Source organism: Paenibacillus sp. F024 (assembly GCF_057814255.1).
The window spans coordinates 81,164-104,945 of sequence record NZ_JBVASZ010000007.1 but is presented as its reverse complement, the minus strand read 5'-3'; the positions used below and the strand labels follow the sequence as shown (position 1 = coordinate 104,945).

At 49.6% G+C, this 23,782-nt stretch carries 20 protein-coding genes; 15 read left to right on the top strand and 5 right to left on the bottom strand.

Annotated elements, in window-relative coordinates; translation table 11 throughout:
- Window positions 1-82: 82 nt before the first annotated feature.
- A complete protein-coding gene (locus ACZYR9_RS09885; RefSeq protein WP_488978306.1) occupies window positions 83-856 on the bottom strand; it encodes a transporter substrate-binding domain-containing protein in 774 nt (257 codons plus the stop codon).
- 81 nt (window positions 857-937) lie between these two features.
- The gene (locus ACZYR9_RS09880; RefSeq protein ID WP_488978305.1) at window positions 938-1,798 is read right to left on the bottom strand and encodes a DUF421 domain-containing protein; all 861 of its coding nucleotides are present in this window, start codon (window positions 1,796-1,798) and stop codon (window positions 938-940) included.
- Window positions 1,799-2,257: 459 nt separating this feature from the next.
- On the opposite strand from ACZYR9_RS09880, the gene ACZYR9_RS09875 reads away from it, so the two are divergent.
- Window positions 2,258-5,170 carry an EAL domain-containing protein gene (locus ACZYR9_RS09875; protein WP_488978304.1) on the top strand — a complete coding sequence of 971 codons (2,913 nt, stop codon included), beginning with the start codon at window positions 2,258-2,260 and terminating at the stop codon, window positions 5,168-5,170.
- Between the two features lie 73 nt (window positions 5,171-5,243).
- Here the strand turns inward: ACZYR9_RS09875 and ACZYR9_RS09870 are convergent, their stop codons facing one another.
- The gene (locus ACZYR9_RS09870) at window positions 5,244-6,410 is read right to left on the bottom strand and encodes an iron-containing alcohol dehydrogenase (protein ID WP_488978303.1); all 1,167 of its coding nucleotides are present in this window, start codon (window positions 6,408-6,410) and stop codon (window positions 5,244-5,246) included.
- Window positions 6,411-6,810: 400 nt separating this feature from the next.
- On the opposite strand from ACZYR9_RS09870, the gene ACZYR9_RS09865 reads away from it, so the two are divergent.
- The 14 genes from ACZYR9_RS09865 (at window position 6,811) to ACZYR9_RS09800 (ending at window position 21,693) form a co-directional block, all read left to right on the top strand.
- Complete coding sequence (locus ACZYR9_RS09865) at window positions 6,811-8,286, top strand: sodium:solute symporter family protein (protein WP_488978302.1); 1,476 nt, start codon at window positions 6,811-6,813, stop codon at window positions 8,284-8,286.
- The gene (locus ACZYR9_RS09860) at window positions 8,255-9,721 is read left to right on the top strand and encodes an ATP-binding protein (RefSeq protein WP_488978301.1); all 1,467 of its coding nucleotides are present in this window, start codon (window positions 8,255-8,257) and stop codon (window positions 9,719-9,721) included. The genes ACZYR9_RS09865 and ACZYR9_RS09860 overlap by 32 nt, the downstream gene beginning before the upstream one ends.
- Window positions 9,693-11,105 (top strand): sigma-54-dependent transcriptional regulator, encoded by a 1,413-nt coding sequence (locus tag ACZYR9_RS09855; RefSeq protein WP_488978300.1) that lies wholly within the window; start codon window positions 9,693-9,695, stop codon window positions 11,103-11,105. The genes ACZYR9_RS09860 and ACZYR9_RS09855 overlap by 29 nt, the downstream gene beginning before the upstream one ends.
- A 197-nt stretch (window positions 11,106-11,302) precedes the next feature.
- Complete coding sequence (locus ACZYR9_RS09850) at window positions 11,303-12,739, top strand: aldehyde dehydrogenase family protein (RefSeq protein WP_488978299.1); 1,437 nt, start codon at window positions 11,303-11,305, stop codon at window positions 12,737-12,739.
- A gap of 23 nt (window positions 12,740-12,762) precedes the next feature.
- Window positions 12,763-13,998, top strand: a complete 1,236-nt coding sequence (locus ACZYR9_RS09845) for an ABC transporter substrate-binding protein (RefSeq protein ID WP_488978298.1) — start codon at window positions 12,763-12,765, stop codon at window positions 13,996-13,998.
- 136 nt (window positions 13,999-14,134) lie between these two features.
- Entirely contained in the window at window positions 14,135-15,010 is an 876-nt protein-coding gene (locus tag ACZYR9_RS09840; protein ID WP_488978297.1) for a branched-chain amino acid ABC transporter permease, read from the top strand.
- The gene (locus ACZYR9_RS09835) at window positions 15,011-16,024 is read left to right on the top strand and encodes a branched-chain amino acid ABC transporter permease (RefSeq protein ID WP_488978296.1); all 1,014 of its coding nucleotides are present in this window, start codon (window positions 15,011-15,013) and stop codon (window positions 16,022-16,024) included.
- Entirely contained in the window at window positions 15,993-16,721 is a 729-nt protein-coding gene (locus ACZYR9_RS09830) for an ABC transporter ATP-binding protein (RefSeq protein ID WP_488978295.1), read from the top strand. Before ACZYR9_RS09835 ends, ACZYR9_RS09830 begins: the two co-directional genes overlap by 32 nt.
- The gene (locus tag ACZYR9_RS09825; RefSeq protein WP_488978294.1) at window positions 16,705-17,403 is read left to right on the top strand and encodes an ABC transporter ATP-binding protein; all 699 of its coding nucleotides are present in this window, start codon (window positions 16,705-16,707) and stop codon (window positions 17,401-17,403) included. Before ACZYR9_RS09830 ends, ACZYR9_RS09825 begins: the two co-directional genes overlap by 17 nt.
- Before the next feature lie 68 nt (window positions 17,404-17,471).
- Complete coding sequence (locus ACZYR9_RS09820; RefSeq protein WP_488978293.1) at window positions 17,472-18,002, top strand: hypothetical protein; 531 nt, start codon at window positions 17,472-17,474, stop codon at window positions 18,000-18,002.
- Between the two features lie 171 nt (window positions 18,003-18,173).
- Window positions 18,174-18,860, top strand: coding sequence for a response regulator transcription factor (locus ACZYR9_RS09815; RefSeq protein ID WP_488978292.1), 687 nt, complete (start codon window positions 18,174-18,176; stop codon window positions 18,858-18,860).
- Complete coding sequence (locus tag ACZYR9_RS09810) at window positions 18,857-20,350, top strand: sensor histidine kinase (RefSeq protein ID WP_488978291.1); 1,494 nt, start codon at window positions 18,857-18,859, stop codon at window positions 20,348-20,350. The genes ACZYR9_RS09815 and ACZYR9_RS09810 overlap by 4 nt, the downstream gene beginning before the upstream one ends.
- Before the next feature lie 188 nt (window positions 20,351-20,538).
- Window positions 20,539-21,039: a hypothetical protein gene (locus tag ACZYR9_RS09805; RefSeq protein ID WP_488978290.1), complete on the top strand. Its 501-nt coding sequence runs from the start codon at window positions 20,539-20,541 to the stop codon at window positions 21,037-21,039.
- Window positions 21,040-21,693 carry a PspA/IM30 family protein gene (locus ACZYR9_RS09800; protein ID WP_488978289.1) on the top strand — a complete coding sequence of 218 codons (654 nt, stop codon included), beginning with the start codon at window positions 21,040-21,042 and terminating at the stop codon, window positions 21,691-21,693.
- A gap of 146 nt (window positions 21,694-21,839) precedes the next feature.
- On the opposite strand, the gene ACZYR9_RS09795 is transcribed toward ACZYR9_RS09800, so the two are convergent.
- Both ACZYR9_RS09795 and ACZYR9_RS09790 read right to left on the bottom strand, forming a co-directional pair.
- Window positions 21,840-22,844 carry a LacI family DNA-binding transcriptional regulator gene (locus tag ACZYR9_RS09795; protein WP_488978288.1) on the bottom strand — a complete coding sequence of 335 codons (1,005 nt, stop codon included), beginning with the start codon at window positions 22,842-22,844 and terminating at the stop codon, window positions 21,840-21,842.
- A gap of 84 nt (window positions 22,845-22,928) precedes the next feature.
- Window positions 22,929-23,768: an HpcH/HpaI aldolase/citrate lyase family protein gene (locus ACZYR9_RS09790; protein ID WP_488978287.1), complete on the bottom strand. Its 840-nt coding sequence runs from the start codon at window positions 23,766-23,768 to the stop codon at window positions 22,929-22,931.
- Window positions 23,769-23,782 lie beyond the last annotated feature (14 nt).

The window sequence follows — 23,782 nt, the reverse complement described above, 5'->3', positions numbered from 1 at the left end:
AAACCGCTCCTATAAAGGAAGGGAAAAGCAGCCGGCCTCTCAGGCAGGCTGCTTTATATCTGAAAATACAGTATGATGCCGCTTATTTTTTATCTCCAGGCAACGATTTGGGCTTTTCATTAAACCATTTCATATATATCCGTTCATACGTTCCGTTTTTGGACAGTGTTTGTAAAGCTTTACTGATCCTTCCGGTATAGCGGCTCCTTTTGGTTAAGGCAATGCCATATTGTTCATTGGTAAGCACCTCGCCTACCGTTTTTACTTTTCCTTGTCCCATGCTTTGGATAAAATATTTGGCACTCGGCTCATCGAATACAACGGCATCAACCTGTTTATCCATTAATGCCTGATAAGCCTGTGTAATATCGGGGTAAGCCTTCACTTCTTTAATTCCCTTTTGTTTGCTGACAAAATCATAGCCGGTTGTGCCGATTCGGGTAGCGACCACTTTCTTTTCCAAATCTTTAACACCTTTGATATTCTGATTGTCCGCCGCTGTAACCAAAACAAGACCGGCATCATAATAAGGTTCGGCAAAATCCAGCTTTTTCGTCCGATCGCCCTTGATGGTAATGCCGGCAATGGCTGCATCGATTTTACCGGATTCGACCGCCTTCATCATTTCCCCCATCCCCATCGGCTTGAGTTCATACCGCAAACCGGCTTCTTTGGCAATCGCATCCCACAACTCAATTTCAAAGCCCTTTTTTTCATTGTTTTCAACATAACCTAACGGCTTAAGGTTGTTTTCTATGCCTACCTGCAGCGTTTTTTTCGACGTGCATGAAGTTAAAAGCAATACTAAGAGCAAAAGCTTAAAAATCAACCAAAATCTCGGCTGCTTATGACTCAATATCGTCCCCTCCTGACCTGTTCAGGGATATTTTATCTCGCCGCAAGGATTCCTATACACTCTCTTATTCTTTGCAATCCTTTATCGAATCAGCAAAGGCCTGACGTCTGCAATAATTTGTTCCAGCTGCTTGGAGCATTGCTCATACATTTGTTTTATTTGCTGATTATCCGTTGATAGACCGAACATTTCGAGATCCGCTTCGCATTTCTTTAACTGAGCCAGCAGCGAAGCCTTTTGCTGCGGCGCCGGAACCTTAAGCTGATCGTCATATAAATCGACGCTCAGCTGCCCGTAGGAATCGACTTGGCCCAAAAACACATTCTCGATCGTTACGCCGACTTTCTCTAATTCGGAATAAAGCCACTCGCGGCTTAATCCCATCGTAGCTAAAGGCTCGTCCAACATTTTTCCGTCCATAATCACCGTTTGAGGCTCCTGTTCAGGCCCGACCGTAATCCCTAAATGGGAGGGAGTCAAAGGCTGATGCTCTTTTTTGAGAAGAACATTGACTTCTCCGCTGGGTTCAATCACCGCAAATTCGACGTCGGCTGTTTTAAACACATTCTTTTTCCGAAGCTGCTGGAGCAGCTCATCAGCGGAAAGCCGTTCTTTCTTTAAATTATCTTCGAGAATTTTGCCGTCCTTCACGAGTACGGTCGCTTTACTGTCAATAAAATCGCGTACCTTTTTGCTTTTGATTTGCAGAAATTCAATTCCTAAAGAAACCAGTACCCAGACAATTAATGAAACCAAACCCAATAACCAATGGGATTCCAAATCCATTGAGATATAAGCGGCAAGGCTGCCGATCGTAATGCCGGTAATATACTCAAAAAAAGAAAGCTGGGAAATTTGCCTTTTCCCCAAAAGTCTAGTCATCAAGAAGAGAATCACAACAGCGAACAAGGTACGCAAGCTGACCACTAACCAATCGGGCATATTTCCATAACCTCCATGGATTCATCCTTCATATATCAACAAATAAATTATTTGTTATGGGGTTCGTTTTTAGCGGTAATAAATAATGGGAAAAAGACAAAAACTTCCCTTGAAAAGAATTTAATTCATGTCGCTGATCAGATCGTTCCAGGCTTTCGATTGCGGCCTAATTAGCTGAAAATTCATGTTATCCACAAACATATCCACAATCCATTAAGGATTTCAACCATCAATATCTCCGAAGTTTTTCTTTATTCACATATCCACATCCGCACTTATGCACAAGGTTTGACATGAGAAGAAACAGCATATTAAAATGATAAATATACTATAGTCCTTAATGCCTATTTTAATTTCGTTAATCCGACATCATCATACGCTAAAGGTTCTATTTTTCATGGAATAGAAACCTTTAACCTACCTTGTGCGAACGTACAACTTTGGGCAGGAGGAGACATAGTGAATTCTAGACATTTTTCCATCACCCCTTCAGTCCTTGTTCTGGCTCTATTATTAGTTCTGGCTTGTTTGGGAAATCTATTTAACCTGTCGCTGTTTTTTGGGGTTGACTTTTTGTTTGGCAGTATATTTGTAATTATTTTGTTGAAATGGTATGGGCTAAAATGGGGAATGCTCGGATCTGTCCTGGCCAGCGGCTGCACGATTCTTTTGTGGAATCATCCGTATGCCATGCTCATTTTTATTTGTGAAACGCTATTCATCGGCATGCTATTCCGGCAAAAAACAAGCAGTAATTTTGTCCTGTTAACCGCTTTGTTTTGGATCTTTCTTGGTATGCCTATGATTTGGTTATCATACCATTATGCACTGAACATGAACGCCGCAGCGACTTTGACGGTGATGCTTAAGGATGCGGTTAACGGGATTTTCAATGCATTGATCGCAAGCCTGATGCTTTCTTACCGGCCAACTCCCGTTGGGTCGGGTCTTCATTCGAAAAGGGGCTCGATCTCTTTTTATGATGCCCTCTTTAACATCTTCGTCGCCTTAATCATTTTCCCCATGCTTCTAGTGACCGTTATGGTTGGACAGGAAAGAGTAAATGCCATTGAACTCGATATTCAAGAATTGACGGAAACGCAATCGGAAATGATTTTAAGCGATATCAGCCATTGGATAAACCATCATCTCCAGGGGGTCAAGCAATTATCCAATTTGGCATCTGACGCTGAGCATGGCGATACAGAGGAACTACAGAGGCTTACGTCTTATTTCACGCACCAATTCCCGGATTTTCATAATATGTTTATTGCCGACGCTAAAGGGTGCACCGTTGCCTTTGAGCCGCTTTACAATCAGAATGGAGACTCTGCGATCGGCTTAAACTTTTCGGACCGGCCTTACTTCCGGCAAATCCAAGAAACTGCGCGGCCGATCATATCTGACGTATTTATGGGGAGGGGCGGAATATCCGAACCGATGGTGAACATTGGTGTTCCTATCTTCAGGAATCAACAATTTCAAGGCATTGCCGCCGGGGCGCTAAATCTTAACTATATCAACGAAAAAATCAAAAGAATGAAAAGCAATACCAGCCTTCGTGTGACCATTTTGGATCACCGGCAGCATGTGATCGCAAGTACACGTTCGAATGCTGCCGTTATGACGCCGTACGTTTGGCAGCAGGACGGCGAAATCAGCTCTTTGACAGACGACTTGCATCATTGGTTTCCAAATGATGTTAAAAACCCTATGCAGCGTTGGCAAAAGTCATCGTACATCAAGATAATGACCATACCGGGTTATGCGAATTGGACCATTATCGTTGAGTCCCCTATGGCGCTTTACAGGGACAGCATGTATATATTTTATAACAAGATTCTTGGCATCTTATTGGTTTGCGGAATCATAGCCATATTTGCTTCCATTTGGATCAGCCGCTCGATTGTCAAACCCATTACCCAATTGGCGAATGCAACAACAGACCTGCCTGACAAGATCGTGAGTAAAAACTCGGTTCATTGGCCGGCCAGCTTCATGACCGAAATCCTTATTCTGATTAATAACTTTAAAAGCATGTCTGAAAAGCTTCAGAGGATGTTTCATGAAATTCAGTATTTGGCCTATTACGACAGCTTAACCGGCCTCCCCAACCGGCTTCTCTTCAAAAAAAAGACCGAGGCCTTATTAAACCAATCCAATATAGAGCAACAGACCACGGCTGTTCTTTTTTTTGATTTGGACCGGTTTAAAGTGATTAATGATACGCTTGGTCACGGGAATGGGGATCTCCTATTACAAACCGTGAGTGTACGATTGAAGCATTGTTTTGGACCTGAGGATGTCCTTTCCCGCATGGGAGGGGATGAATTCACGGCGGTTCTACCTGACACTACCCGTGAACAAACCGCGGCAATAGCACAGAAAATTCTCTGTGAGCTCTCTCAACCGATCCATATTAAAGGTCATGAATTATTTATTACCGTAAGTATTGGCATCGCCATGTACCCGGATGATGGAATGGATCATCAAACCCTTGTCAAGCATGCCGATCAAGCCATGTATTCAGCCAAAGATAAAGGCAAAAACACGTATTCTTTCTATACGGAAGAGATGGATGAAGCTTCCTCGAATCAAATGGTACTTGAATCCATGATGCATAAAGCGTTGGACCAGCAGGAATTCTTGCTTTACTACCAGCCCAAAATGAATGCGGCGTCCGGAGCATTAACCGGATGGGAGGCTTTGATTCGTTGGCGGCATCCGGAAAAAGGCTGGATTTCCCCGACGGACTTTATTCCTGCAGCGGAAGAAACGGGGCTGATCCATCCTATCGGAGAGTGGGTGCTGCGCTCGGCCTGCGCTCAAAATAAAGCCTGGCAGGATGCCGGATATCCGGCGGTATCCGTTTCTGTAAACCTGTCTATGAGACAGTTTAGGGAACAAAGCCTGGTTGATCTTATTTCCGAAGTGCTGCAGGAGACCGGTCTCGATCCGCAATACCTGGAGCTGGAAATTACCGAGAACATTAGTGTGCACAATACGCAATACGTCCTGTCTGTGCTCCATCAAATCAAACGCTTAGGAGTTAAAATCTCTATTGATGATTTCGGGACAGGCTACTCCTCCCTCAGCTATCTCAAAAAGTTTCCGATTAATCAGCTGAAAATCGACCAATCCTTTATACGGGATATCCAGCATCAACGGGAAGACTATGCGATTGTGAAAGCGATCATCTCCATGGCTCACAGTCTCGGACTCAACGTTGTTGCCGAAGGGGTAGAGACCGAGGGGCAATTCACTCTGCTCCGCAAAATGAAATGTGATGAAATTCAAGGCTTTTACATCAGCGAGCCCTTCCCCCCGGAACAGATGGACACGTTTATCACAACAAAATCCATTAAAGAGTAATAGGAAACGAACAAGAAAACCCGAAGTCAGCTAAAGGCTGCTTTCGGGTTTTGACATGAGTAAAGGTCTTTGCTTAGAAGTTCACTTTCTCGCCTTTAAATGCGGCGATATAAAGTCGCTTCATATCTTCCGCCGTTACATCGCGCGGGTTGGAAGGCGTACAAGGATCATGAACGGCATTGGCTGCCATAGAGTCCAGATGCTTCTCGAATTCAGCCTCACTGACGCCAAACTCCTTCAGCGTTAACGGAAGACCCAATGCCTTATTAAGGCCACGGAGCAATTCCGTTAAGGCATCCACCAGCTCGTCATCGCTGTTTCCGGCTAATCCAAGCATTCTGGCAATATCTGCGAACCGGGAGGCATCGGCTTTTTTATTAAAATCGATCACGTAAGGCAGATATATGGCATTTGCGCAGCCGTGCGGAATATTCAGGATAGCGCCGCTTTTATGAGCCAAGCTGTGCACAATTCCCAAAAATCCGTTGGAGAAGGCGATGCCGGCCATCGCTTGCGCATAATGCATGGCCTCTCTTGCTTTTTTGTCGCCCGCAAACGATTTTTCAATGTTATCCACCGACATTTTGATCGACTGCATGGCCATGGGGTCCGTAAACGGATTGTTCGCTCTGGAAACATAAGCTTCAATCCCGTGCGTTAAAGCATCCATGCCCGTATAGGCCACGATCTGAGGCGGCATGGAATGCGTTAGCTCCGGATCCAAAATGGCGATATCGGGAGTGATGTCATACGTAAACACAGGATATTTTGTCCCGGTTTCATGATCGGTAATGACAGAGAACGGCGATACATCCGTCCCGGTTCCGCTGGTAGTGGAAACCGCTACAAATCGTGCTTTTTTCCTTAGCTCAGGAATCGGGTTGGGAGCTTTAATTTGATCAAAATGCAGCTCCGGATATTCATACATGATCCACATCAGCTTGGCTGCGTCGATAGGGGAACCGCCGCCGACAGAAATAATCCAGTCGGGTTGGAATTCCAGCATCCTTTGGGCGCCTTCTCTGGCGGTTTTAATCGACGGATCGGGTTCAACCCCTTCGATCAGCTGGGTTTCAAAGCCCGCTTCGCGCAAATAGGATTCGGTTTTGTCCAGATATCCCGAATTTTTTATTGACTGGCCTCCGATTACGATGGTTGCTTTTTTCCCTTTCAACGTCTTCAAAACTTCCAGGGATCCTTCCCCGTAATATACATCTCTAGGAATAGTAAAACGGTTCATTCAGCAATTCTCCTTTACTTAAGAAGTCATGGGGGTGGCTTATAGATACGGATAGAATGATGATGGTTATCTTAAGCTTCCCTCGAAATCACTTCATTATTTATGTCCCCGCAGTTGCCCTGCATGCTCTATAATACATAACAGGCTTACATTACGTAAGTATGCACTTTTTAGTCCGATAGTACCCGAAACCATACCTTTGTACAGGGAGTGAATAAATTCAGCCTTATAATGTCTCGTTATATTCGAATCCATCTAACATTTAGGGTACAAAATGGTCCATTTCCCGCGTTGCAATAGAAATTGTTATGATAATGGTATATATTTAGGTAATCCAAACCAACCATCGTGTAAAGGGCAGCATCATCCCTTAAATATAGGCCAATTGGGAGGAGCTTCGATGGAACATAGCCTCTTGTATCTACTCTATTTTTTATTCTACAGCGTCGTGCTGCTGCGGTTAGGAAAATACGGCTTTGATCGGGTAAAAAGCAGCAAGGATTATTTTATAGGTCATGGAAATATGGGCGTTTTTCTAGGCGTCTGTACGTTCTGTGCATCATGGATCAGCGCCACTTCCATGTTATCCATTACGGGCAACGTCTACCTTTTTGGCCTGTATCCTTCCGTATTTGGCATTCTGGGATGGTTCGCAGGGGCGCTGCTGTTTATTCCTCTGGCCAACCGGCTGACCGACCAGTCCCTTCGCCGGTCCCTTCGCACGCTCCCGGAATATTTTTATGTCCGCTATCAAAGCGGCGGATTACAGATGGTAGGCGGGATCGCCATCGTTTTTTCCCATCTCTTTTATGTGATGCTGCAGATTCGGGGGTTCGGCGTAGTGGTTGGCCATATGCTGGAGATTCCTTACGCGCTGGCCGTTTTACTGGTTTATTTGTTCTTGATCTACACGACCTTCGGCGGATTTGAATCCGTTGCCAGAACCGATACCATCAATTTTTTGTTAATTCTTCTAGGCTCATTAACCGGCGCCATCCTCGTTTATCAAGAGCTTGGCGGAAGCCTGCACGCTGTACACAGCTTTGTATCCGCTTCCATTTCTTTGCCGCAGGCCGGCGAATCGCCGTTGAACACAGACCCATCGTCGCTTTTTTATTTAGGTATATTCATGTTTATAAGCTGGGCGCTGGGAAAATCGACTTATCCCCAGTATATGAACCGGGTTCTTGCAGCGAAGAACCGTTCCACTGCGGTCAGGATGATCGTCATCTCCCTCGTCCTGCTGGTGATGACGTATACCGTTTTGATCTTCACCAGCTTGGGGATCAGGGCCTTAGCCCCGGATCTGCAGCCCGGATCGTTAGATGAAATCATGCCTATGGCCGTCGATCGTTTATTTGCCCCTTATTGGTCCGGGGTCATTTTGATGGCCATTATGGCTGCCGCCATATCTACAGCCAACTCCCAGCTATTGGTTCTCGCGGGAAGCTTTAGCTGGGATATTTATCGTTATGTCGTGAAACGTCCGCCTAGTGAGGAGAAGCTGATCCGTGTAAGCCGATGGCTCGTCTCCATAGGTGCAACCGTCTCTTTGCTGATGGCTTTCATTCCTCCCGGTGCTTTACTCAATTACAGCAGCTACCTATGGGGCTTTTTTGCCGCGACATTCTTTGTGCCCCTGTATGGCGGGCTATTCTGGAAAGGAGCTACCAAAGAAGGGGCATGGGCGGGTTTTCTCGGAGGCACCACGATCTATATCATGGAAATTCTCTTCTTTCAGTTCGAGAGTGAATGGACAAACCCGGCTTTGCCAGGCGCCTTGGGCTCTCTTATCTGTTTTGTAACAGTCAGTCACTTCTATAGAAGAAGAAGGAACAGGAAAAATGAAGAAAATCCCATTTTCACCCTCCATTGAAACGAAAATCTTGCTTCCCTTTCTCCTGCTCGTCATTTTCCCCGTTCTGTTCGTCGGCGGAATTTCCTATTGGTCCGCTTATAACAATTACAGGCAAAGCATGGATGAAAAGGCGATATTAAACCTGAATCAGGCGCTTCTGCAGCTGGAGCACATCAATCAAAAGGTTACAGAACAAAAAATTTCATTAGCGGACGGCAAAAAAGAGAGCATCGAGTTTTTCCAAAAGATGTGGAAGGATGAAATAGTGATTATCGAAGATGAGCTCATCCTATTGGCGCGGTCCGATCCATGGATCGAGTTCCAGCTTCATCTATCCAAGGCGGAGCAGTCTCATGGCCGGCTCATTCTTGAGGATACCTGGCTTCATCAATCGTATTTGCTGTTTGATTCCTATGAACCATGGAATTGGCGTATGGGCATCTTTGTAACCGTAAATCCGTTCTCGCAAGCCTTGACCAATATCCAAAAATATACGCTGATCACTATCGTCATCGCCAGTATATTTGTTATTCAGGCGACGATACTGCTTGCCCACCACATTGCCAAACCATTGAAACGGCTGGCGGAATGGTTTGATCAGGTTCGTGACGGGAAGCCCTTCAATCCCGGAGAGGAAAACGAGGAAATGCTGCAAAGAAAGGATGAGGTTGGCATCCTTGTCGGGGCCTTCCACCAAATGGTCCGGCAAATGGAAGAGAGAAAACAAATGGAAATCCGGTTGGCCCGCTTGGAAAGGCTGGCAGCGCTGGGCGAGCTTGCGGCAGGTATGGCCCATGAGATCCGGAATCCGCTGACGGGAATGAAAACGAGCGTGCAGGTGCTGCAAAAACGGATCACAGGCAATGAGCAAAACGATATACTGCTCCAAGGAATTCAATCGGAAATTGAACGGCTGAACAGGCTAACCGTTCAGCTGGTGCATTTCGCCAGACCACAGCTTGCCGAGCTGCATTGGGTTAACCTGCGTCAGGTGCTGAATGAAGTTCTGGACCTTCTCGCTCAACCCATCCGGGAAAAACAGATCCGTATGGAAGTGCGTCAAACGCATACCCCTCTTCTCGCTTATTACGATCCGGATCACTTAAAGCAAATTTATCTCAATTTGCTGCTCAACGCTATTAAAGTGGTCCCACCGGCGGAAGGCCGTATCGTCATTCGTATGAGGGAACAATCCGAAGAATTCCGCATCGATATTTCGGACAATGGCATCGGAATCCCCTTTGAACATATGGATAAAATTTTCAACCCCTTTTTTACGACGGATCCGAAGGGGACCGGTTTAGGCTTGTCCGTCGTACACCGGCTCGTAACGGAGCACGGCGGACATATTGACGCCAGAAGTGAGGGAGACAAGAGTTCGGGCACGGTATTTTCCTTTACGATCCCGAAGGAGAGGAGAGCGCATGATGGTGAAACGAGTGGTCATTATTGATGATGAAGCGGTGATCCGCTTATCCTTACAAATGGGGCTGGAGGATGAGGGATTTACGGTTTGGACCGAAGAAACCGGCGAGTTAGGGCTTCGGAGAATCGCTGAGGTTCAACCGGATCTCGTATTTTTGGATATTCGGCTTCCGGGGAAAAACGGGATTGAGATTCTAAAAGAAATTAAAAAAATGAATCCTGCCGTTACCGTCTTGATGATGACGGCCTACGGTGATGCGGAGTCTACGCTCAAAGCCCTTCAAGCGGGCGCTTTTGATTATATTGACAAGCCTTTTGAATTGGAGGATGTTCTGATCCTCATCAAAAGAGTATGGAGAAACGAAGAAGCGGCAGCGGAGCTTAGCTCCCCCCGGCAGCATGGGGAACAGCATGACGTCCAGCTCCCGATCATTTGCGGGTCCCGTCCGATGCTGGACGTCCTCGCTCAAATCCGCCAGGTGGCCGAGACCAATACAAGCATTCTGATTATGGGAGAAACCGGTACCGGCAAGGAATTGGCGGCCAATGCCATACATGCCTGCAGCCACCGGAGGCAAATGCCCTTTGTTGCGCTGAACTGCGGCGCCATTCCCGCCAATCTTCTCGAGAGCGAGCTCTTTGGGTTTGAGAAGCACGCGTTTACGGGAGCGGATAAAGCGAAAGCGGGCTTGCTTGAAATAGCCCACGGGGGCACGATTTTTCTGGACGAAATCGGGGAGCTTCCGCTGGACATTCAAGTCAAGCTGCTGCGGTTCTTGGAGAATCAGAAGCTTCGAAGGGTAGGCGGCACCAAGGATCAGGCAATCGATGTGCGGGTGGTCGCAGCAACCAACCGTAATCTGAAAGAAATGGTCGATGCCGGACTTTTTCGTAAAGATCTCTACTATCGGCTGCATGTGGTCCCTATTTATTTGCCTCCTTTGCGCGACCGTGACGACGATGTGGTGCTGCTCTCCGACTTTTTTTTGAAATCGCTGTCCGGCAAGCTCAACAAAAATATCCCCGGTTTTTCACCTGCCGTGATGGACTTGTTCCGTCTTTACCCATGGCCGGGCAATGTGCGGGAGTTAAAAAATAGTATCGAACGATTAGTCATTCTCAACCGTGATACCATGATCACGCCTTCCCAGCTTCCGGAGGAAATCGTCATCGAGGCTTTGCGCCAGCTGGGTCTTAAAGCGGAGAACGACCATGAAAAACCGTCCGTCCAGGTTCGGCCCTTCACCGAAGCTTTCGATCTGGAGCAGGAGTTGGAGAGATTGGAAAAGCATTATATCGAACAAGCTTTGAAGCAAACGCAGTGGAACCTGAGTAAATCGGCCAATCTCTTGGGAATCAGCCGATTTTCCTTGCAGCGAAGAGTAAAAAAGTACTTTGGCGAGGTTTTCTAAACCATGGGTCACTGTGCGAATTCGCTCGAATTTTATCAACATGCTGTGCGAAAGCTCACACTTTGGGTGGGCTTTTTGTTATTGAACCGGTATTCGAATGCCCGCTCACCCTTGTTTCAGTCGAATAAAGGCTTTGGCATGGAAATTGCTTATTAAATAAGTGAGCCGCGCAAAGGCGAGAAAAGGAGGAACGTCCATTGAATGGGGCAGCTGTAGAAAAAAAATCAAACTTTATAGGTGGTCGTTGGAAATCAAGCTCATCTCTGTATGAATTAAAAAATCCTTATGATTTATCCGCTATTGCGGAAATCCCGCTTTCTACACCGGAGGAAATGGAGGAAGCTATTGCCGAAGCCGACCAAGCTTACGAAAGAATGAAAGCCCTTTCTTCTCATGAACGGTCAAGCATTTTATACAAAACCGCCCAATTGCTGGAGGAGCGTGCGGAAGAATTCGCTCAAACGATTTGCCTCGAAGCGGCAAAACCCATTAAAACCGCCCGCATGGAAGTGGCCAGATCGATTCAAACGTTCTTGTTTGCCGCCGAGGAGGCCAAGAGGATGTATGGGGAATCCATTCCGATGGATGCGGCAAAAGGCGGTGAAGGAAAAATCGCTTTTACCGTCCGGGAGCCGATCGGAGTGATTGGAGCCATCACCCCGTTCAACTTCCCTTTGAACCTGGTAGCGCACAAAGTCGCCCCTGCTATTGCAAGCGGTAACACGATGGTGTTGAAGCCGGCGGAGCAAACGCCTTTAACCAGCTTCAAGCTGGCTGAATTGATGCAAAAGGCCGGACTTCCAGACGGCGCCCTGAATGTAGTCGCAGGAGATGGCCCTACGCTGGGACCTGTTCTCTTCACGGACGAAAGAGTAAAGAAAATTTCCTTTACGGGTTCCCCTGAGGTAGGAAAGCTGATTCGTTCCCAATCCGGCTTAAAGAAGATCACACTGGAATTAGGGTCCAATTCAGCGCTGATCATCGACGAGCAAGCCGATCTGAATAAAGCCGTCCCAAAAGCGGTAACCGGTGCTTTCACCTATGCCGGACAGGTTTGTATCCATACCCAACGGATTTATGTTCACGAGGCGATTTATGATGCTTTTGTGGAGCGCTTTGTCGAAGCCTCCAAAAATTTAATTATCGGAGCGCCTTCCGATGAACAAACCGATGTCTCCGCCGTGGTCAATCAACGCAGCCTTCAGCGTATTACCGCTTGGCTCGAAGAAGCCCGTCAGTCCGGCGCGACGTTCCTCTCCGGCGGGGAAGTCAACGGACAAATCATCTCCCCCGCCATCCTGACTCATGTTAACGAATCCGAAAAGGTCGTATGTCAGGAAGTGTTCGGGCCCGTTGTGGTCATCAATCGCGTTTCTTCAGTGGAAGAAGCGATTCGTCTGGCGAATCAATCCCGTTACGGCTTGAACGCCGGAATATTCACCACCAACCTGGATACCGCCTTCCGAGCCGCTCAAGGGCTGCACGTCGGTCAGGTATTGATCAACGAGATCCCTACCTTCCGTGCCGACCACATGCCGTACGGCGGCGTCAAGGACTCCGGAGTAGGCAAGGAAGGAATCCGTTATGCCATTCAGGAGATGACGGAAGAAAAATTGGTCGTCATTCAGCTTTAATCCATTCCAAAGGAGAATAAGACATGAAAAAAACACGTAAAGCTTATGCAGGTCTTTTGTCCGCTGTTTTTCTTGCAGGCTCCCTTCTCAGCGGATGCGGAGCTACGCAATCTCAAACGCCTCCGGCGGCCGGAACTCCCGCCCCTTCTACTGACGGTACGCTCAAAATCGGCGCCGTTCTTCCGATGACAGGCGGCTCGGCTGTATTTGGAGAGAAATTCAAGCAAGCCTACTCCCTTGCCGTTGATGAAATTAATGCAGCCGGGGGAGTCAACGGGAAAAAGCTTGAGATTCTTATTGAAGATTCCCAGGAAAAGCCTCAGGTGGGTAAAACCGCAACCGAGAAGCTGGTGGCCAATAAAGACATCCTGATTCTGACAGGCGGGCGTTCCTCCGGGGTTACCTTGGTGGAAGCCCAGGTGGCCAATGAAAACAAGGTCCCTTACCTGATTGACCATGGAAGCTCCGATAAAGCGACCATGAGCGGTTACGATTATGTATTTCGTTTAAGTCCGACAGCCGGAATGTATACCTCCGCTCTTCGCGATTATTTTAAAACGAACCCTCCGAAATCAATCGCTTACATCAACGTAGACAACGCATTCGGCGAAGCGGTTTATGAATACGGTATCAAAAAATATATTGAGTCGGCAGGCGTTCCGTTCACATTGGAAAAATATAAAGCCGGAGAGCTGGACTTCAAGCCTTTAATGGAAAAAATCAAAGCGGCCAACCCTGAGGTGGTGATCGTAACCGCCGGCGATGATAACGACGCCACTCAAATCATGAAAGCGGCCAAAGAATCCCGCGTATCACCCAAGATGTTCGTCGGTACCGGCGCAGGCCACTCCATCATCGGCTTTGCCAAGCAGTCCGGAGAGCTGGCCGAAACGGTATTGACCGCTGGTCCATGGCATGGAAACAAAAAGGATCCGAAATTCCAGGAGTTCCATAAAAATTTCACCGCCAAGTTCCAGCATGAGCCCGGCGAGCACGAGGTCGAGGGCTATGCGGCTATTTATGTCATCGCCGACGCTTTAAAGCGCGCCAAAACCTTGGATCGCGAAGGAATAAAGGAGGCGCTTGAAGCCACCGATATGGATACGGTGTTTGGACATGTGAAATTCGAGGATTTTGACGGATACAAGAATCAGAACAAGGGCATGACCGATATTTCTCAATGGATCGGCGGAAAAATGGTCACCGTCTATCCGGATGCGTTCGCTGAGGACAAAATGAAGGATTTCAAAGGCTGGTAAAACGAAGCGGCTCCCCTTCTTTGCTATCCGCGAGCCCGGCATGGGCGTATTCTCTACGACACATACCTTGGCGGGAGAGGACGGGGAAGCTCCTTCCCCTCCCGCTCGATTACATTGATAGAAAGGACGTACACCTATGCTCCAGACCCTTTTGGACGGATTGCTCATCGGGGGGATTTATGCCATTATCGCCCTCGGGCTGACCTTGATCTTCGGGGTAATGCACGTCATTAATATGACGCACGGCGAATTCGTCATGATCGGCATGTTTATCAGCTATTTTTTGTTTTCAAATTTCGGCATGGATCCTTTTGTCAGCATGTTGTTCTCCGTCCCCGTTTGTTTTGTCATCGGATACTTTCTCTATCGCTGGTTTGTTGAAAAAGCCAAAAGAGTCCGCGAGGAAAACACGCTCCTTCTTACCGCGGGCGCGGGGATTTTATTTGCCAACGTGATGGCCCTTCCCGCTTTTATCGGCCCTAAATTCCTTCGCCTTACCGGCGAGAATTTATATTGGGAAAACAAAGTATGGCATATCGGCGGCTTGTCGCTCAATGCGACGCTTACAGCCGGGTTTGTTGTGACCGCTCTGCTCATCTACGGCCTGCATATGTTCTTAACGAAAACAGATACCGGATTTGCCATTCGCGCCGCATCACAAGAACCTACGGCAGCGACGATTGTCGGCGTCAACGTATCGGTCATCTCCGGTTTAACCTTTGGTCTCGGTGCGGCATTTGCCGGGATTGCGGGAAATATATTGGCAGCCAATTACCCCATTTACGCTTCCATCGGAACCTTGTTTGTCGTCAAAGCCTTCGTCATTGTCGTCCTGGGCGGCATGGGCTCTATTCCGGGAGCGGCTCTGGGCGGCTTGATTCTTGGCGTTACGGAAAGCTTCGGCTCGGCTTACATTCCCGGCGGAACGGGGTTCCGCGATATTTTCGGCTTAGTCATCTTCCTGTTGGTTCTCCTGTTCAGACCGCAAGGATTGTTTGGGAGGGCAAAGTAAATGATGAAGACCAAAACGACTGTTATTGCTCTGGTTTCCGCTTTGCTTACAGGCTTCATCGTTCCCTTCATCGGTGAACAAAACGCTTATTTTTATACCGTTTGCTCCTATATTCTCGTCTGGGTCATTCTCGGGCAGGCATGGAATCTGCTTGGCGGCTTTACCGGCCAAATCTCCTTCGGCCATGCCATGTTTCTGGGCATTGGGGCCTACGCCTCCATGATTTTCATGAACGAGCTGAAGCTGGATATGTTTTTGAGCATGGTGCTGGCCGCCTTGCTGGCAGGTCTGTTTTCCCTCCCTCTGGGCAAGCTGATTTTCCGTTTACGGGGGCCCTATCTTGGTTTGGGAACCTTGGCGATTGCTGAAATTTTGCTGATCATCGCCCGCAATTGGAAAAGCGTGACCAATGGCGGCGAAGGGATCATGCTGGAGTCCGGCGGGACCTTCCTTGGGATAAGCGTTTCGGATAAACAGGAATATTTTTTTCTAGGCTTAGCTATAACGGTACTGGTTTGCTTGTTCATTTCTTATCTGATGAAAACAAAAACCGGCTATTCTCTCATCGCCATCCGCGAGAATGAAGATGCCGCGGAAGCTATGGGGATTCATGCGGCACGTTATAAGAGCTTATCCTTATTTCTTTCTGCAACGATCACAGGCTTAGGAGGCTCGTTTTACGGATTGTTTAACAAGTTTATCGACCCTGAGATGGCTTTTACCGTTCATCTTTCAGCAGAGATGATTTTTGTAACCGTGATCGGCGGAATCGGAACCGTTGCGGGCCCCATTATCGGGTCGACGCTGCTCATCGGCCTCCAGGAATACTTAAAGGGAATTCCTGCGCTGCAAACCTATCCTTCCCTTTACTTAGTCATTTACGGTCTGATGATTATGGTCGTCATTGTTTACCTCCCGGGCGGAATCGTGGACGGGGTGAAAAAATGGATGGCACGAATGAAAACAAAGAGAGGGAAACCGCATGAGTTTACTGAAAATCGACCGCATTTCTAAACGCTTCGGAGGGGTTACCGCTAACGAAGACGTTAGCTTTGATGTGAAAGAGGGCCAGGTCCTCGCTCTCATCGGACCTAACGGAGCCGGAAAAACGACCTGCTTTAACATGATTGCGGGCGTTTTTCCTCCATCCGAAGGAAAAATTTATTACCGGGGCCAAGACATTACCGGAAAGAAGCCTCACGAGTTGAATGGGATGGGGATCGCCCGTACCTTCCAAATCGTAAAACCGCTGGCCAAATTATCCGTCTTCGACAATGTGATGGTCGCTTCCCTGGCGAAAAGCAAAAATATAAAGGAAGCTCAAGAAAAAGCAAAAGATATCTTGACCTTCACCCGCTTAGAGTCCCTTCAGCATCTTCCTGCAGGACAGCTATCCATCGGGAATTTAAAACGGCTGGAGGTAGCACGCGCCATCGCAACCGGGCCTGAGCTTCTCCTCATGGACGAGCCGATGGGCGGACTCACGCCATCCGAAGTGGACGATGCGATCAAGCTCATTCATCAAATCCGCAGGAACGGCACGACCATTGTCATTATCGAGCACATTATGAAAGCCGTCATGGCAGTTTCGGATCACATCGTCGTACTCCGGAACGGAAAAATGATTGCCAACGGGGAGCCCAAGGCGGTTATGAACGATGAGACGGTGATTAAAGCGTACTTGGGGGATGGATATGTTAAAAGTCACTAATCTGGAATCTTTCTATGGCGCGGTGCAGGCGGTTTGGAGCGTTTCTTTTGATGTCAGTCCCGGAGAGGTCGTTTCCATTATCGGTACCAACGGAGCCGGAAAAACAACGATCCTGAAGTCGATTGTAGGCTTGACCGCTCATAAAGGCTCGATCCGTTTCAAAGACCGGGAAATAGGAAATCTGCCCGCTCACAAAATGGCCGAGCTCGGAATCGCCTATGTCCCGGAGGGGCGCAAGGTATTTCCGCAGATGACCGTCCTGGAGAACCTGCGAATGGGCAGCTATAACAAGCGTGCGGCGAAATTTCGTGAAGAATCCATTGCCCATATCCTGGATATCTTCCCCCGTTTAAAAGAAAGAGCAAACAATTTTGCCGGGAACCTGTCCGGCGGGGAACAGCAGATGCTGGCCATCGGACGAGGCCTCGCCTCCAAGCCCTCGTTACTCCTGCTGGATGAGCCGTCGCTTGGGATCGCACCGATTCTCGTAGATGAAATCTTCGAAACGATCCAGCAGATTAAAAAAGAGATCACCATTGTCCTCGTAGAACAGCATGTTCATCACGCACTTTCGATCGCCGACAAGGGGTACGTCATCGAGCATGGTAAAGTGGCCATGAGCGGTACAGGCAAAGAATTGCAAGAAAATGAGCATGTAAAAGAAGCCTATCTCGGCATATAAATAAACGGAATGAAGTGCTCCCGTTCATTCCCTGCTCAAGCAGAGATGCGCGTTCCGGCGAATTCGGCGTGAAGTATGGACCTTCCGTAACTGCCGGCGTCGCATCCCCGTCTCCGCAGGCGGGCGTTGGCTCTAGGACCGTCGATTGCGGTTTCCCGGCATCCGGCGCCGGTGTCGAGTCAGCCCCTGGCAGCGTACCTCCGCCCCCAGGATGGATGCCGCAGGCGGTCAGCGCCGCCCCTGCTGCCAGAACAACGCCGGCGGCGATGAACTGGCGGCGGGTGATGCGTTTTTTCGCCTTTTGCGTGCTAAGCTCTTTTTCGACCATGTTGTCCCCCCTCTTCTTAATACACCAATGGCTTACTAACACCGCTGGAGCTGGCCGGAAGCGAATCGGGAAGCTCGACGGCTTCAGAAGGTACCGCCCCATGATCGCCACATGGGATGGCCCTTTGCCTATCGGCGGCTTTTCCACGAGCCCTTTGCGGATTTCATTGTCTTTGAACACTCCCAAAATCGTTTTGATTTACTTCACCCAGCCGAAACGCTACCATAGAAAAAAAGATGATCCTCCATACGAGCCCGGCTTTGCTTGTTAGCCTGTTCACATTGTGGGCTCCATGACTGAAATCCGCTTGAACGCGGGCTGAATATTCACTGAAGGATACAGGCCTTCGGCAATGATTCAGCCTCGGTTCAGTCCGCATTCAGCGTACATTCAGTTTCGAGGCGGATAATTCATACCATAGAATGATGTGGGAGGCACACGGATGAAAAGCTTAAAAGGAATTAAAATTTTGCTGGTCGATGACGAACCCCACATTTTGCAGTTTCTAGAGCTGGGTCTTACCAACGAAGGATTCGAGGTCAAAACCGCGCCCGACGGCATGAACGCCGTCAATCTGGCACAGGAATTCGAGCCGCATGTCGTCGTATTGGATGTGATGATGCCGGGCATGGACGGCTTTGAAGTGTGCCGGCTGCTTAAAAAGAACGGGAACAATGTTGCCGTGATCATGCTTACCGCCAAAGACGAAGTGGATGATCGGGTAAAGGGGCTGACGCTCGGAGCGGACGACTACGTGGTCAAGCCGTTCAGCTTCGAAGAGCTGCTTGCCCGCATCGGCGCCCGGCTTCGCAATCAATTTCCGAGTCTTTTCGGCGAGGTTGCGATCGGGCCGTTTCGGATTGACGACCGCAGAAAAGAAATCGTCTATCAGGAGCAGGCGCTGGGACTTTCCCCAACGGAATACGAGCTGCTTAAATTTCTGGTCATCAATCACGGCATCGTGCTAAGCAAGACGAAAATTTTGGATAAGGTTTGGGGATACGACTTTGGAGGGGAAGAAAATATTGTCGAGGTTTACATCCGTTCCTTGCGGGACAAATTGGCCGACAAGGAGCATCGGTTGATCCGGACGCTCAGGGGCGCCGGGTACCGGGTTGATTTACCATGATAAGGAAATGGATGGATCCGGTTAAACGGTTGCTGGCTCCCCGATCGCTTCGTTTCCAGCTTCTTACCCGGTCATTGTTCATGTTGGCCGCTCTTCTCCTGCTGATCGGCGCGCTGCAATACGTTTTAATGAAAGATTTTTTATACCGAAACCAGGCGGAAACGATGCTCACGCAGCTCAGGACGCTGCCAAGAGATATCCTGACCCGTCCGAATTTGTTTCCGGAACGCTCTTCCCAAGATCGCGCGCCTGGACCACCGTCTGATCCAGGCCGGTCACGGGGGCCGGTGCTTTTCTTCCCGGATACGTCTCTTGCCTACATCGGACATGACGGAAGCTTTACCGATTTGAGCAAGGAGAATGGAGCGCTCTCACCCCGGCTATCGGATGAGGAGTACCGTGCCATTACGGAATCTTCCGATCATCGGGGACGAATCAATTACCGCGTTGTTCGGGATGAAGAAGGTAAGGAGCAGCTGATCGTATTCCGGCCGGCCAACGGACAGGTCGGCGGCATGCTTCAAATGGGGACGGCCACAGGACCGCTTCAGGATGTGGTTATGCGGCAGCTGCTGACGTTCGCAGCGCTGTCCATTCTGGCATTGGCGGGCGGCTTATTGTTCTATCTGCCTGTGCTTCGCCGTACGCTGAATCCGCTCAATCAGATGGTGCGTGCCGTTGAGCGAACGGATGCCGGGAATTTGGCCGAGCGGTTTCCCGGACCGCAAGGACAGCTGGAAATCGACCGTCTGGCCGACTCTTTTAACGGCATGCTGGAACGGCTTGAGACCTCCTTCGAAGCCGAACGGGAGGCCAAAGAACAGATGCGGCGGTTCATTGCTGACGCCTCCCATGAGCTGCGTACGCCCTTGACGTCGATTCACGGCTTTCTGGAGGTGCTGCTGCGAGGGGCGGCCGAAAGACCGGAACAGCTGTATCCTGCTTTAAACAGTATGCACGGCGAATCCAAACGCATGAAGAAGCTCGTCGAGGATCTGCTGATGCTGGCCAAGCTCGACCGTTCCCCTCAGCTTCAGTTGAGGGAAACACAGCTGGATGCGCTCATTCGGGAAATGAAGCCCCACCTGCGGATGCTGGCGGGAAGCCGAACCGTTCATTTCGACCTTACGGCAGGCATCCAGGGGCTATACGATCCGGATAAAATCAAACAAGTCATCCTGAACCTGTTCCACAACGCCGTTCAGCATACCGACCCGGAGCACGGGGTGATTACGGTGAGCTTATCTTCCCGTGGGAATCAAGCGGACCTGAAAGTTCGCGATAACGGCCCCGGCATTACCGTAGAGCATCTGCCCCATGTCTTTGAACGATTCTACCGCAGCGATGCATCACGGACGCGCAAACACGGCGGCGCAGGACTCGGGCTGTCGATCTCCAAGTCGATTGTGGAAGCCCATGATGGCATCATCAGCGTAGACAGCAGCCCCGGTGAAGGCTGTACGTTCTCCGTTCATCTTCCCGCTATTTAAAACCGGTACAGCCAAGCCGCTGTACCGGTTTTTTTGTTCTTCAGCTCTCTTCTTTTTCAGCATATATTAAGCGAATTCTTAAGTTTCTATCAGCCCAGACTAAGCTTCCTTTAAGACAAGCGGTTTATACTTCAACTTGTAAGCGATAAGGATGCCAAACAGGCACCCGTTTGAGAGGAGGTGTACAAATGAAGATCAACCGTACTGTCTTTTGGGTTCTAACCGGAATCTCCGCTTTCGCGCTGGCGCTGGTCGCAGTCAAGATGTTCGATTTCGGAATGCATGGAGGAGGCCGGCATCTTCCTTACGGGTACGGCCGCGGACCGCACAGGCCGCATGTTGTCCCGCATGCCTCCTATCCCGGGCCTTTCTATGTCTTCCCGGTCGCTATGCTTCTTCTTAAGGTGGCGCTGCTGTCCGTCGGCTCGGTGCTGTGGATGAAAGCGGCAGGCTTGTTGAAATGGATAGGCGCAGGACTAGCAGTACTGTCTCTTATGAGTCTGCTGACGCCGCTTTGGGGCGCACTCGTTATTCTGCTCATCATTGTGGTGAACCGCCGACTAAATAAAACGAACCCTAGCGCAGCGGGAAGCGCTTATGAAGCGTCTTGGCAGCAGATGCCGCCGGCATACAACCGCGGCCGATTTTTGGACGAATGGGAGCACAATCAATCGAAGGAGGATAAATAAATGGGAATTATGGGAAGAGTCAAAGAAATCGCAACCGCCGATATCCATCACATGCTGGACCGGTTTGAGGATCCGATCAGCATGGCCAAGCATTACATCCGCCAGGTGGAGGAACAAATCGACCGGGCGCGGGAGGCGCTGTCGAATCAGTTCGCGGCGGAGCAGCAGTATGATGTGCTGATCTCCAAAACCGGGCAAATCGTCTCCAAACGCATTCGTCAGGCGGAGCTTGCTGTAGACCGGAATGAGGACGCAATCGCCGAAATCGCCCTGCAGGACAAGCTTCATCATCAGAAGCTTCTGATTACCTATGAAAACCAACGGGACATGCTCCGTAAGCAATCGGAGGTTTTAAAAGAGGAAATCTCCCGGTTAACGGACATCCATCAGGAGCTGCAATTCAAGCTGCTCTTCCTTGTCACACAGGCCAACGCGGCGTGTGCCATCGAGCAAGCCGCTTTCTCCATACAGCCGTTTGAAACCGACAAGCTCACACGCGGTTTTGCCCGGATGGAGGAAAAGGTAGGGCGGGTGTATGCCGGAGCGAACGCATACCGGCAAACGAATACGCAGGCGAATGCTCTTTATCCATTGGAACCGCAGGATGAAGTGCGGTCCGAGCTGGAGAAACTGAAAGCCGCCAGAGGAAAATAACAGGCTTATTGCAGCAAGCCGTATGCTCCGGATATAGGACATACGCCTAAAGACAAAATACCGTCCGCCCGCATCAGCCCTTTCAAGTCTGACCCGGCGGACGGTTTGTTTTTTGCATAGGTTTTCCTTCACGGATCGCGAATAGGCTATGCCTCCCCGCAGGATTGGCGGACAATGAGGGTTGGTTCCAGCTGAATCGTTTCCAATGCGGTATCCGATTTGTTATCGATTCTTCGAATCAGCCGTTCGGCGGCAACTCTTCCCATTTCATACGTGGGCTGCTCGATGGTCGTGAGCGGCGGATCCAGATGCTTGGCCCAAGCCGTTTCATCGTAGCCTAATACAGCGATGTCTTTGGGTGCTGAAAGCCCCAGCTCCTTCAAGGCATCCAAAATCTCCAAGGTAAGAATACTGTTGGTGGAAAAGATCGCATCCGGCAGCCCCGATTCCAAAAGCCTGCCGATTTCGATTTGGCATTCCTGCTTGTTCCGCACGATTTTGATCCAGTCCGGATGAACCTTCAAGCCATTCTCCTCCATCGCCAACCGATAGCCTTCAATCCGTTCGAGACGGGGACTGATCCCGTTGGGAGGATACAGGAAAATGGCAATTTTCCGCTTTCCGAGCCGCAGCAGATGCTCCACGGCCATTCTCGATCCTTTGATATTGTCGACCACAACGGTATCGGCGGTGACGCCCTCCACTTTACGGTTAAGAAACATCAGAGGAAACTGTTGTTCGGACAAGGTTTGGAACAACGGGTTCATCCCTGCTGCAGGGTTCACGATGATGCCGTCCACCTGGCGTAAGCCGAAGCCCCTGATGTGATCCTCCTCCGCTTCCAGACTGTCGCGGGAATTGGCGATCATCAGGTTATATCCGTGATGTTTGCATACATCCTCAATCCCTTCCAGCACCTGCGACCAAAAAGGGTTCCGCAGATTGGAGAGCACAAGGCCCATCACGTTCGTCTTTAACGACTTCAAGCCTTTGGCCAGCGCATTCGGCCGGTAATCCAGCTGCGCGACCGCTTTAAGCACGCGTTCTTTCGTATCTTCCGTTATATATTGATAATTTTTATTCAATACGCGCGAAACCGTCGCTTTGGATACCCCCGCCTTCTGCGCTACATCATCGATGGTTACCTTCATCCACATTGCTCCCATTCACAAAAAAAGTTATACCTCTATTGTATAGGATGAATGAAGTCACCTGTCAACAAAGGCAGGGAGTTCTCAGGCCAGCTTCCAGCGTACGGCCGCCTCATGGACTTGCCTCGCTCTTTCGATGACCGGGCGGTCCACCATTTTGCCGTCGATCGTGAAGACTCCGAGTCCCTTCGCTTCATTCTCCAGCGCATGGATGACCCGCTTGGCCCAGTCGATTTCCTGGGCCGCAGGGGAGTACACCTCGGTAATGACCGGGATTTGCACGGGATGGACACACATCTGCCCGGTAAATCCGGTGGTTTTGGTTAGCGCAGCACGGATGCGCAGGCTGTCCGAGTTGTTAAAATCGGGAAATACGGAATCATAAATGCCTTGGATTCCGGCAGCTCTGGCCAGCGTTACGATACGTGACTTGAAATAGAGCAGCTCCAGCCCGGAATCGGTCAGCGTCAAATTCAGATCAACCGCCAAATCTACGGCGCCTAAAGCGACACCGGTGACCAGCGGCGATGCCAGAATGGTCTCCAGGTCACGAACACCTATCGCCGTTTCGATCAGGACGATAAGCTCGCCCTTACGGCCCATCCGCTTCCAGGCCTGCTCCACTTGTTCGGCGCTCTCCGTCTTGGGCAGGAGCATGCCGCGAACAAGCGGGTGTCCGGCCAGTCGGGCATCGTCCTCAAACCATGGGGTGCCCACTTGATTGACGCGGATAAAAACAGGCTTGGAGGGCGTCTTGTCCATAGAGTCCAGTACGTCCCGGATCACGGTACGGGCCGCCGCCTTCTCATCCGTATGCACCGCGTCCTCGAGGTCCCAAATCAGGGCATCCGCCGAGCTGTCCAACGACTTGAGCAGCCTGTCGGGCCGATTGCCCGGCGTAAACATCAACGTCCGATATAACAATGGTATTCCCCCTA

Coding starts and splice junctions, on each gene's coding strand:
- ACZYR9_RS09835 (WP_488978296.1), top strand. CDS start 15,011: ATGATGAAGACCAAAACGACTGTTATTGCTCTGGTTTCCGCTTTGCTT.
- ACZYR9_RS09830 (WP_488978295.1), top strand. CDS start 15,993: ATGAGTTTACTGAAAATCGACCGCATTTCTAAACGCTTCGGAGGGGTT.
- ACZYR9_RS09865 (WP_488978302.1), top strand. CDS start 6,811: ATGGAACATAGCCTCTTGTATCTACTCTATTTTTTATTCTACAGCGTC.
- ACZYR9_RS09810 (WP_488978291.1), top strand. CDS start 18,857: ATGATAAGGAAATGGATGGATCCGGTTAAACGGTTGCTGGCTCCCCGA.
- ACZYR9_RS09805 (WP_488978290.1), top strand. CDS start 20,539: ATGAAGATCAACCGTACTGTCTTTTGGGTTCTAACCGGAATCTCCGCT.
- ACZYR9_RS09855 (WP_488978300.1), top strand. CDS start 9,693: ATGATGGTGAAACGAGTGGTCATTATTGATGATGAAGCGGTGATCCGC.
- ACZYR9_RS09795 (WP_488978288.1), bottom strand. CDS start 22,844: ATGAAGGTAACCATCGATGATGTAGCGCAGAAGGCGGGGGTATCCAAA.
- ACZYR9_RS09860 (WP_488978301.1), top strand. CDS start 8,255: ATGAAGAAAATCCCATTTTCACCCTCCATTGAAACGAAAATCTTGCTT.
- ACZYR9_RS09845 (WP_488978298.1), top strand. CDS start 12,763: ATGAAAAAAACACGTAAAGCTTATGCAGGTCTTTTGTCCGCTGTTTTT.
- ACZYR9_RS09800 (WP_488978289.1), top strand. CDS start 21,040: ATGGGAATTATGGGAAGAGTCAAAGAAATCGCAACCGCCGATATCCAT.
- ACZYR9_RS09815 (WP_488978292.1), top strand. CDS start 18,174: ATGAAAAGCTTAAAAGGAATTAAAATTTTGCTGGTCGATGACGAACCC.
- ACZYR9_RS09870 (WP_488978303.1), bottom strand. CDS start 6,410: ATGAACCGTTTTACTATTCCTAGAGATGTATATTACGGGGAAGGATCC.
- ACZYR9_RS09825 (WP_488978294.1), top strand. CDS start 16,705: ATGTTAAAAGTCACTAATCTGGAATCTTTCTATGGCGCGGTGCAGGCG.
- ACZYR9_RS09840 (WP_488978297.1), top strand. CDS start 14,135: ATGCTCCAGACCCTTTTGGACGGATTGCTCATCGGGGGGATTTATGCC.
- ACZYR9_RS09880 (WP_488978305.1), bottom strand. CDS start 1,798: ATGCCCGATTGGTTAGTGGTCAGCTTGCGTACCTTGTTCGCTGTTGTG.